Here is a 10,161-nt window from a genome sequence, read left to right on the forward strand (position 1 = left end):
GTGTCTGATACTCACCCTCTGCGGGAGGCGGTCCACCATCGACGCCTCAGCGATTACCTCGCCCTGGCACTGATGTATTTTGCCCAGGGGTTACCCATGGGGCTCGCTTTCGAGGCACTCCCGACGCTCATCCGCCATAGCGGTCATGGCATGGCACAGATCGGATGGGTCGGGCTTGCATTTCTTCCGTGGGCACTAAAATTCCTGTGGGCCAGCCATATCGACAACCTCTGTCGCAAGGCTGGGATCTCAAGAGTGGTGTTTGTCACACAGGCCCTCGTGGCCATCGCCTGCCTAGGCATGTCAACACTCGACTTCAGGACAGACTTGGCGCTGATTCTGATGGGCGTTGTCGGGCTGAATCTGATCTGCGCCACGCAGGACATCGCCACCAACGCCTATGCCGTCAGCCGGCTACAGGGAAAAGGAGCTGGCCCCGCCAATGCCATGCAAGTCGGCGGATTCATCATGGGGATGCTCGCTGGCGGAGGGGGGTTGCTTATCGTCCACCCCTATTTAGGTTGGAGCGGCCTGATGCTGGTGTTCGCTGTCCTGATGCTGGCGCTTTATCTACCGTTGTGGCTACGCCGTGATTGGCGGCGGCATCAGCCACAAACGCCTACGGCAGTCGTGAAGCTGAAGGACCTACTTCAGCATGATGATCTGATCTTCGCGATTCTCATCGCCATGTCGTTCAAGCTCGCCAGCACCGCAGTCTCGACGCTGATCAAAGCCTGGCTGATCGACCGTGGGCTGGATCTTTCCACCGCCGGGGCACTACAAGCCAGTAATCTCACTTTCATGGCACTGGGGAGTATCGTGATCGGCATTCCCCTGGTCCGGCGCTGTGGGAATCGATCCGCAGTTGGTATCGCAGGTGCGCTGGCCATGCTTTTCCTCGGCGTCGCCTTGCTGCTCGAAATATCAGGCTGGCACGAACTACGTCTCTACTATCTGCTGTTTGGCCTCCAGGGCCTTTTTGAAGGCGCATTCTACGTATCGGTCTGGGCGCTACTCATGAACTGGGCCTCGCCTGAACGACCGGGCACCGATTACACCACTATGCAGTGCTGTGAGAGCCTGACCAATATGCTTGGAGCCAGCATTGTCGGCGTCCTCGGGCAGCATTTTGGTTATTTACCAACGTTCGGCGGCGCCTGGATAATCGGCATTCTGGCCTGGGTGCTGATTGTTCGCTGCCTGAGCCGCATCGAGCTGCAGGGCGAGAGCCGATGAAGAAGTGGGGCTTGTTATCGCTGTTGGCCATGGCCCCCTTCTCGCTGGGCAGCGCATCGTTATTTGCGGTTCTCTCAGGGCTGGCCAGTCTATTGCCGTTTTACTGTCTCTATCGTATTGCCGAACTGCTATCCGCCGCGACACCCGATCTGGATGCCGTACAGGACTGGGTGCTTTATGCGATTTTCGCAGTTCTATTGCGCTGGACCCTCATGTCCATCAGCCACTGCCTCGCACACCTGGGGGCCTTTGATGTCATTTGCCGTTTGCGACTACGCTTGCTCGATGCTCTCGCCAACGCACCGCTCAGCCGCAACTCAGGCCGAAATAGTGCTGATTTGCGAAAAGTTGTCATGGACGATGTGGGATCACTCGAAGGTATGCTCGCTCACACACTGCCGGATGCCGCAGCTGCAATCTTCGTTCCTCTGTTCACCTTTACCTATCTACTGAGCGCTAACTGGCTGCTGGCGCTGGCAGCGCTGGCGCCACTCCCCATCGCGGTGGTCATACAAATTCTGATGCTGCGCGGCGGACGAGCCCAGATCAATGACTGGAACGCCATGCAGACCCGAATGTCGACTCGGCTACTGGAATATCTGCGTGTGATGCCAATGATCCGAAGTTTCGGGCTGGACGCACGCTCATTCGGCCAGTTGGCCGACACAGTCAACGCCATCGTGACCTGGGTGGATCGTCACTCGGGCCGAATGTCGATCGGCTGGGCATGGTTCGTGGTGCTGCTCTCCGCCAACCTGATCTTGGTGGCCCCGCTTGGTGCCTGGCTCCACGCCAGGGGCGAGGTCTCAGCATCCACAGTGGTGCTATTTTTGCTGATCGCACCCTTGATGCTACAGCCACTGATGAGACTGACGTTCGCACTGGGTGAACAGCAGCGCCGCAATGCGGCCCTGGCGAGAATCAGTGCACTACTGGAAAACACCGACATGGCCGTCGCCGAATACGCACCGCCGCCGCCTCTCGACTCACCTCACACACTAGAATTGCGCAATGTTTACTTCACGCGAGATGCCCGAACCGTTCTCGACAATGTCACTTTCACTGCGGTTGCCGGCCAGACAACCGCTATCGTTGGCGCCTCCGGCGCGGGCAAAACAACACTGCTACGTCTGATAGCTTGTTTGGATGAAATCAGCGATGGAGACATCCTGCTGGCAGGACGAGAGCTACGAGACTGGCCCCTATCAACATTGCTCGAACGGTTGGGTGTCGTCCCCCAAGAAGTCTTCCTGTTCCGAGGCAGTATTCGTGACAATCTGTTACTGGCTTGCCCCAGTGCCACCGAGGATCAACTATGCGAAGCGGCGAAACTGGCTCAGGCGCATGCATTCATAGAGCGGCTCCCTGAAGGCTATGACACCCTGCTGGGTGAGCGTGGCGCACAACTATCGGGGGGCGAGCGTCAGCGCCTGACATTGGCTCGAGCCATTTTGCGCAAGCCCTGCCTGCTACTGCTGGATGAAGCTACGGCTCACGCCGACAACGACAACGCCAACCTGATCCACCAAGCACTGCTCGGTTCAGAGGATGGCTGTACGGTAGTGATGACAACCCACCGATTGCGCACCGCCCAGCAAGCCGACCATATCATCGTGCTGGATGCCGGATGTGTCGTGGGCCAGGGCCATCACGATCACCTGCTAGCTGAGTGCCATGTCTATCAAAAGCTCTGGCAAGACCAACAATCCACCATGAGTTGGCCCCCCCCCCTACCCGACGGCGAATCCCCTCAATGCTCCTGAACTTTCTACGCTCGGGCAAGGAACTTGCCGGCTATACCGACCCCCGCTTACGACGTGGCCTAGCATGGTCGGTCGCCGAGGCAATTTTCGCCTTCCTGCCCTATCCGTTGATCTACATCATGATCGACCGACTACTGACAGGGACGCTTATTCTCGATGAGGTGGTAGCCCTGGGCATTGCCCTGTTCCTTGTGCTCATAGCTCGACTATTCTGCGCGCATATCGCGACACCGGCACTGTTCCGAGGTGCCTACGCGATGATGGGCCAGGCGCGTCTGCGTATAGCAGCGCATCTTCGCGAGGTACCGCTTGGCTGGCTGAGTTCGCAGCACAGCGGTGCTTTGAGCGCCACCCTGACTCGCGATCTCCAGATCATCGAAGAGCTATGGTCACATTCGCTCGGCGTTTTCTGTGGCGGATTACTGGTACCGGCACTCCTCAGCGTGTTTTTACTGTGGATGGATTGGCAACTGGGCCTGCTGATGCTCACCAGCCTGCCCATCGCGCTCGCCTTTCTGATAGGCGGGCAATGGGTTCTGATGCGCCAAAGCGACAAGCTGGCCAATGTCAGCACAGCCGTCAATACAGAGCTTCTGGAGTACCTACAAGGCATGACTGTACTACGGAGCCTGGGGCAGCAAGAGGCTTATCGGGTGCGCCTTTTTCACCAATTTTCACGCTTGCGGAGCGCCGCCATCCGGCTTGATGTCTGGCCCGCACCACTTGTCGGCGGATTTGGTTTTGCCGTGGAAATCGGCTTTGCCATCGCAATCGGTTTAGGTGTTCAGTTGCTGTCGACCGGCCAGACGACCTCGAACAATATCCTGTTGTTTGCCATTCTCGCACTGCCGGTTTATCGGCAGCTTTACGAGGTCGGGCTGGCCTTTCTGCTGCTGCGCTTTGCCGACCAGGCACTGCAGCGTACCCGGGCACTGCTCGCCGTTCGTCCCATGGCCCAGCCAGCGACACCCCAGCAGCCTGGGCACTACGACATCACATTCGACGCGGTTAAATTTTGCTACCCCGACAGTTCAACGCCCACTCTTCAGGGCCTCTCCTTCACACTCGAGTCAGATAGCCTGAATGCCCTCGTAGGGCCTTCGGGCGCCGGCAAGACGACCTTGCTGCAGCTGATCGCCAGGCTTTGGGACGTCAGCGAAGGCAGTATCCGCATCGGCGGTGTCGACCTTCGAGACATCGGTAGCCAACATTTACCTCGATACGTCTCAATGGTTTTCCAGGACGCACAACTGTTCTCAGGCAGTATCCTCGAGAACCTGCGCGCAGGCGCCCCCAATGCCCGCCGTGAGGACATTGAGCAGGTGGCACGTCAGGCGCAGGCGCATGAGTTCATCTCGCGCTTGCCACTGCAATACGACACCCTATTGGAGGAAAACGGCAGCAACCTTTCTGGCGGCGAACGCCAACGTCTTTCGATTGCACGCGCCTTGCTCAAGGATGCCCCAATCATTCTGCTCGACGAGGCCACGGCCAGTATCGATGCCACAACCGAACGTTCGATCCATCAGGCGCTATCCTGTCTGATACAGGGTCGCACCGTTATCATCATTGCCCACAAGCTCAACGGCATTCGGCATGCAGACCGCATTCTGGTCATGGCGGAAGGCGAGTTGGTCGCACAAGGCGATCATGCCTGGCTGCTGGGCCACTCTCCTCTTTACGCCCATCTGTGGGCGCAGGAAAGACAGGACTAAAACGAGTAGGGAGCAGGGACTATAGCGAGAAGACACCGCCGTCTGGCGATGTCCAAGCCTCGCGATACGTCATTCCCCGAATCGACAGTGGATCAGTCCCGGAGCGAGACGACGGTGGATCAGGGGAATGCGCGACAACAGATTAAAGGAGCGCATGTGCGCGGGGTACGGCTGAGAGTAGTTGAGAGCCGTCAGCAAATGCAGTTGGGGTACACGAGCGATGAGTGCCGGCAAGTCGCCAAGCGCCAATCCAAACGGCATCTGTGGCGCAGTGTAGTGGGGAGACATGCGCCAACCCCTGAGGGTCTTGCGTGAAAACCAGGGAGGGATGGTGTCAAAGAATATCTCCCCACCGCCTGGGAAGCGGCGAGTGATTTCCTGGAACATGTCGACGACCTGCCCTTCGGAAAAGTACATCAGCAACCCAGCCGCGCTGATGAACACAGGCTGTCGAGATGCCACCTCGATACGCTCCATCCACGTAAAGTCGAGTGCCGAGCATTCAAGCAGGTGATTACGAGGATGCGAGGGGAGCAGTTCCCGCCGAATGGCTATCGATTCAGGTAAATCGACGGAATACCACTGCACCGTCTCGTTATCAACTCGCCAAAACTGAGTTTCCAGCCCCTCGCCTAACACCACCACGGCAGCCCCCCGGCTACGTTTCAGAAAGTCACGGATACGCTCGTCTGCATAGCGTGAGCGAATGGCGTGGATCGCGCTGGGGCGCCCGAAGTGCTCCGGAAACGGGTAGTCGATACGCTCCATCAGATCGATCAGCAGTGGATCATGCAGCAAGCTGTCAGGACCTTGTGCATAAGCCGAGCGTGTCCATATGGTCCACAACATCGTCTCGGGAACACCGGCTAAGGCCGGGATAATTTGGGCCGTATCGATGGCAGTTTTCATATTTGAATTCCTTTTCGCGAAGATGACAAGACACGAACGTCAGATCGTTGAGGATTGGCATCAATGACTCGGACTCGGGCCTGCCCATCATCACCTGCCTGCCAGTCGATGCGTACATCCACAAGCGACCCCAGGTGCTCAAGGGCCTCCCGCTCCATGTCGCGCATCAGGCTGGTGAGTTCCGGGCAGCCCAAATGGGTGAACATCTCGGCGAACGCACACTGTTGAATATCGAGGCTATTGTCAGTCACTTGCGCCTGCAATAATCCCAGAGCCCGATAGCGCTCCACAAAAGCCGACCAATAGTGCCAAACGGCTTCACGAGGCGCTTCCACAACCGCGATGACTTCAGGTGACGGCCACAGCCAACGCATCTCCATACGCCCGGTCTCAGCAAACATACGCCGGTACCCAGCCAGCGCTTTTTCCTGCCCCAGCACATCACGGGCGAGACTATATCCAGCGGTAAACATGCTCACGTCCCGAGTGATACGCGCCCACGTGCCGGCTTGATCGAGATATTGACGTCGATACTCCTTCAGACCCGCGTGGTGACGCTGCCATCGCCATAAAAAGCGTGCGACAAAACCGGCAAAAGCGGACTTCGACAACGACGCCTGCAATGCCGCCCAGATCGCCGACTGCTTCAAATACGACACTTGGAGTGACTTCATGCGGGGGTGGGGTTCAATGTCGTACCAACACTGCCCGTAATGGCGTAGTGCTTGCACCTCACCATTCACGACACTGCACCAGCCGAACGGCAATGGATCGTCGGGGCGTTCGAGATCATCTCCACGCCGTGCGCTGATGCCATAGCCACGCAAGGAGGCCTCAACGCTTGCCAAGGCCTTCTCGGGCAACTGCTCCATGCCGTATACCCCTGGGGGTATTTTGACATCCGCTTCGAGCAATGCTTCTACAGCCGCGCAAGCGCTCAGTGCCGTGAAGTCATACGAGGATATTTCCCCGTGCAACACCCAACCCGCCTCGGGTCGATCATCAGGATAGACCCATAGGCTGCAGTCATGATCCGCCTGCTTACGATGTTTCATCGACTGCCCACTCTTGTAAAACATCGAGGTCAGGCAGCGGCGCATACCCCTCACCCGGTCCAGTCGACCAAATACAGAAGCCATGCGAGGTGTCAGGAATTGAATGTGATAGCGATAGTCCAGCGTTCGGACCGCGCCATCCCATGAATCTGTCACTTGATCTCTCTTCCCCCCCCTCGGCCGAGACGCTGATAGACCGGCAATTTCAGGGGCCGAATAAGGGAATAAGGGCAACGCTTTCGGTTTCCCTGGGAAGTGGAACAGGCAATGCGCATCGCTGCGCGGAGATCGCTGCGTCACACGCTGGCCATCACACCATTGCGTTTGTGTCGGTGCAAAGCTGTCCAGCAGTATATGAGGGCTTGCCATCCCACCCCCATAGGCAGCGCCGGCATAGAATCTGCTGCGATAGACCCCTTTTGCGGATGCTTTCTCACCTATCAGCTTCATCAGCAACCAGCCCGACAGCCCAGGCGTCAGCCCCATTCCGGTCAGTAACCGGCAGTGACGTGCTTCGGCTTTGGCATGGAGAGCAAAGATGGCATCCGCTGCCGACAAGCTGTCATTGATGTCCACACAGTCGACGCCCACCTCCAGACACGCTTCGTGCACGCACGCTCCCAGCACATCCATCGGACCTGCGGCAAGCACGATCAGGTCGTGATGTGTGAGCACAGCATGTAGCGCCTCAGCATCATGCACATCCAGTGCAGCCTCATGGATCGAAGCTGGGAGATCCGCGGGGAGGCCACCGCTTCGCGACGCACAGGTCAATGGCCAATCAGGGTGGTGCGCATGCAGGGATTGCAGGATGCGACGCCCGGTTTCTCCTGTGCCACCGATGACCAGGATACGCGGCGTGCTCACGAAAACGCGATCGGACGCCGTCATACTCGATACTCCTGAGCATTATTCAGGGTCCCTGACCAGGCGACCGATACCAAATTTTCTGCCTCGAGCAATGCCATGAAACGCTGGCTATCTACCGCCTCGTGCAGCATCTGAACACCCTTGCGCATTTCGATACCCGCGAGCACCTCACGCGCGGCGATAGCGACCACCGCACCGGTGGCGCGGTAGGTATCCTCGATCTGCAAGGTTGCGCTGACCTGCTCACCATCAACATATTCCACATTAACGTTGAGTTGGTATATCGGCGGTAAACGCTTCATATCCGCCTCGGAGGCACGCACTAGCCAACGCGCCGCGCGCTCGATACCACGCGGCGTCCGGTAGGCCCCTAATACCTTGGCCAACCCACAGACCCACGCTGCCCGTGGCCCGACATTACTGCCATAGGCGCGAGCTTCCGCCACATTGGCCTGCCTGGCCAGGCGAGCCAGCTCTTCTGATGGCATGAGCATCGTTGTAACCGGTTTGGCATTGCCCTCAAATCGGACTTTTCGCGTCGCCTTGAAAAACCCCACCGTCTGGTGCTGACCATCGCGAATGATGGGGAAGCCACGATTCTGTCCGAAATCACCCAAGCTGTGCACGATGTCCCAGGCGGAATTGTAGGTCCAAGCATCGCGACCGATGCAGTAACTTTCCAAACGCTTCACGCCGCGCCCATGTGCGGTCTGCTCCATCACGTAGCGGGGAAATAAACCGGTCAAACCCGGCATCAGTCCAACACTAATGATCAAGGGCACTTTCGCAGGCGTATCGCGCTCTTCCTGTTCCAGAGCTTTCAACAGCGGATCGTACCCCCCGGCATCGACTAGCGGAACGGCGGCTCGGGCACAGGCTTTGGCGACCCGATCCCCAATCACGCCGGACGGCCCGATACAAGCAATGACCAAGCGTGCGTTGCCTACCGCGACTTGAAGGGCGTCGGCGTCATGAACATCCAGTGCGATTCCCTGAAGGCGATGTGCATGCTCTGCCAAATCCAGGTAATCGCTCGCCGGGTTGCTCCGGGAAGCCAGTTGGATGGGCGCCGACGTATGGTCGATCAGGTACCGCAGTACCTCGTATCCCACTCGGCCATGCCCACCCAGAATCAAAACGGGCTGTTCGGTCTTCGTTAAACTCATGCTGTTGAATTCCCCGCGTCGTGCGTAGACCGGATCAGGCCGTCGATCTCACTCAACACTGCCCGTCGCTGGCCTATCAGATAAAAGTGCCCTCCCGTGAACTCAAGGTGCTGGAAGGCGTGAGTGGTCTCCTCGCACCAAGCGCGAGCATCGGCAGGGTCCAGCTCTCCGTAGTCATCGCCCGTCAGCGCTGTGATAGGCATATCAAGCGGGATACGGTCTGGGTCCGGTCGGTAGGTTTCAATAAGTTGGTAATCGCTGCGGATGACCGGCAGGACCAACTCGATCAATTCCGACGAGCTAACGAAATCCGCGCTGGCACCGCCAAGGCGCGAGATTTCGTCCTGTAAGGCGGCATCAGAGACAAGATGAAAGCGCTCATCTTTGCGCCGCGACGGCGCCTCGCAAGCGGATACCAGTAAGTGGGTAGGTAGAGGGAGGCCTCGCTCGCGCAGCGCCAGGCAAAGCTCATGGGCCACGGCGCCTCCCATACTATGGCCAAACAACGCGTAAGGCCGGTCCAGCCATTGCGGCATGCAGACCAGAGCATTGGCCAACTGCGCAATCAGCCTTGGTAGATCATCGATCAGCAATTCTTCGATTCGCTCCTCTCGCCCTGGGTACTGTACCGAGACCACCTCTATGTCTTGAGGCAGCATATTCCCCCACTCCCGAAAAAAGCTGGCGGCACCACCAGCATGGGCCAGGCAGATAAGTCGTTGCCGAGGCTCGTGCCTTGGCTGCCAAGCACGAAACCAACTCGCAGCTTGGTCTCTCGCGACCTTTTCAAGATGCTTCAACACGTCCTGCTTGCGCCTTTTGAGTGTCTCTCGCCATTCATCACGCAATGCGCCAACCGGTGCCCGAAAGCGCAGTTCGCCCTGCTGATGCCAGATCTGGATGCCGCTGTCATTAAGCTGTTGGATAAATGCCGAAAGGTATTGCGTCTCGGTAGAACTCATAACACGCCCTCTTCAAACAGAACCTGAGCAGTTTGGGAGGATGCCGGTGACGTTGAGGCAACCGCCGCATGACTCTCGATATGGCGAGCCAACGCGGCAATAGTTGGCGCGCTGGCATAAAACTCCCGCAGTGACAGGCTTTCCTTGCCGAATCGCTGCTGTAGGGCCACCACAATGCGAGTCGCACTCAGGCTATCGCCGCCCAAAGCGAAGAAGTCCTGGTTACGCCCGATATCATCGTTGTTCAACACCGCTTGCCAGGTGTTAGCGATATCTGTCTCTAGCCCCTGACGCGGAGATTCGAGTGATAGTGACTCCTGACTCAATGCCTGCAAATGACGGCTAATCGCGACGCGATCGACCTTGCCATTGGCGCTCAGCGGCAATTCATCCAGTACCAGCAGGTGACCCGGAATCATGTAGTCCGGCAGCGCCTGCTCCAGCGAATGTGTCAGAGCCGCGAGGAACGACGCCTCGTCGCCTGC

Annotated in this window: 8 protein-coding genes; 3 read left to right on the forward strand and 5 right to left on the reverse strand. The window is 58.1% G+C overall.

Annotation, left to right across the window (positions count from 1 at the left end; genetic code table 11):
• Genes ACT3RP_RS17470 through ACT3RP_RS17480 form a run of 3 tightly spaced genes read left to right on the forward strand, consistent with a single transcriptional unit; the run spans nt 1 to nt 4,714 of the window.
• Nucleotides 1-1,236 (forward strand): MFS transporter, encoded by a 1,236-nt coding sequence (locus ACT3RP_RS17470; protein ID WP_096278060.1) that lies wholly within the window; start codon nt 1-3, stop codon nt 1,234-1,236.
• Nucleotides 1,233-2,999, forward strand: a complete 1,767-nt coding sequence (locus tag ACT3RP_RS17475) for an ABC transporter ATP-binding protein (protein WP_096278058.1) — start codon at nt 1,233-1,235, stop codon at nt 2,997-2,999. Before ACT3RP_RS17470 ends, ACT3RP_RS17475 begins: the two co-directional genes overlap by 4 nt.
• Nucleotides 2,990-4,714: an ABC transporter ATP-binding protein gene (locus ACT3RP_RS17480; RefSeq protein WP_096278055.1), complete on the forward strand. Its 1,725-nt coding sequence runs from the start codon at nt 2,990-2,992 to the stop codon at nt 4,712-4,714. Before ACT3RP_RS17475 ends, ACT3RP_RS17480 begins: the two co-directional genes overlap by 10 nt.
• Nucleotides 4,715-4,783: 69 nt before the next feature.
• Here ACT3RP_RS17480 and ACT3RP_RS17485 read toward each other — a convergent pair whose 3' ends face one another.
• The 5 genes from ACT3RP_RS17485 to ACT3RP_RS17505 form a co-directional block, all read right to left on the reverse strand.
• A complete protein-coding gene (locus ACT3RP_RS17485) occupies nt 4,784-5,563 on the reverse strand; it encodes a class I SAM-dependent methyltransferase (RefSeq protein WP_176483369.1) in 780 nt (259 codons plus the stop codon).
• A gap of 56 nt (nt 5,564-5,619) precedes the next feature.
• Nucleotides 5,620-7,569: a saccharopine dehydrogenase NADP-binding domain-containing protein gene (locus ACT3RP_RS17490; protein ID WP_096278051.1), complete on the reverse strand. Its 1,950-nt coding sequence runs from the start codon at nt 7,567-7,569 to the stop codon at nt 5,620-5,622.
• Nucleotides 7,566-8,714 (reverse strand): KR domain-containing protein, encoded by a 1,149-nt coding sequence (locus ACT3RP_RS17495; protein WP_096278049.1) that lies wholly within the window; start codon nt 8,712-8,714, stop codon nt 7,566-7,568. The genes ACT3RP_RS17490 and ACT3RP_RS17495 overlap by 4 nt, the downstream gene beginning before the upstream one ends.
• Nucleotides 8,711-9,676, reverse strand: coding sequence for an alpha/beta fold hydrolase (locus ACT3RP_RS17500; RefSeq protein ID WP_096278047.1), 966 nt, complete (start codon nt 9,674-9,676; stop codon nt 8,711-8,713). Before ACT3RP_RS17500 ends, ACT3RP_RS17495 begins: the two co-directional genes overlap by 4 nt.
• The coding region (locus ACT3RP_RS17505; RefSeq protein ID WP_444624311.1) for a phosphopantetheine-binding protein at nt 9,673-10,161 on the reverse strand (489 nt) is incomplete at its 5' end. The genes ACT3RP_RS17505 and ACT3RP_RS17500, both read right to left, overlap by 4 nt.

The sequence above is a fragment of the Halomonas sp. AOP5-B2-8 genome (assembly GCF_052376475.1).
GTDB classification, from domain to species: domain Bacteria; phylum Pseudomonadota; class Gammaproteobacteria; order Pseudomonadales; family Halomonadaceae; genus Vreelandella; species Vreelandella casei.

What these genes read in the sequence shown, in the direction of transcription:
- ACT3RP_RS17475 (WP_096278058.1), top strand. Translation starts at nt 1,233, where the DNA reads ATGAAGAAGTGGGGCTTGTTATCGCTGTTGGCCATGGCCCCCTTCTCG.
- ACT3RP_RS17480 (WP_096278055.1), top strand. Translation starts at nt 2,990, where the DNA reads ATGCTCCTGAACTTTCTACGCTCGGGCAAGGAACTTGCCGGCTATACC.
- ACT3RP_RS17485 (WP_176483369.1), bottom strand. Translation starts at nt 5,563, where the DNA reads ATGTTGTGGACCATATGGACACGCTCGGCTTATGCACAAGGTCCTGAC.
- ACT3RP_RS17490 (WP_096278051.1), bottom strand. Translation starts at nt 7,569, where the DNA reads ATGACGGCGTCCGATCGCGTTTTCGTGAGCACGCCGCGTATCCTGGTC.
- ACT3RP_RS17495 (WP_096278049.1), bottom strand. Translation starts at nt 8,714, where the DNA reads ATGAGTTTAACGAAGACCGAACAGCCCGTTTTGATTCTGGGTGGGCAT.
- ACT3RP_RS17500 (WP_096278047.1), bottom strand. Translation starts at nt 9,676, where the DNA reads ATGAGTTCTACCGAGACGCAATACCTTTCGGCATTTATCCAACAGCTT.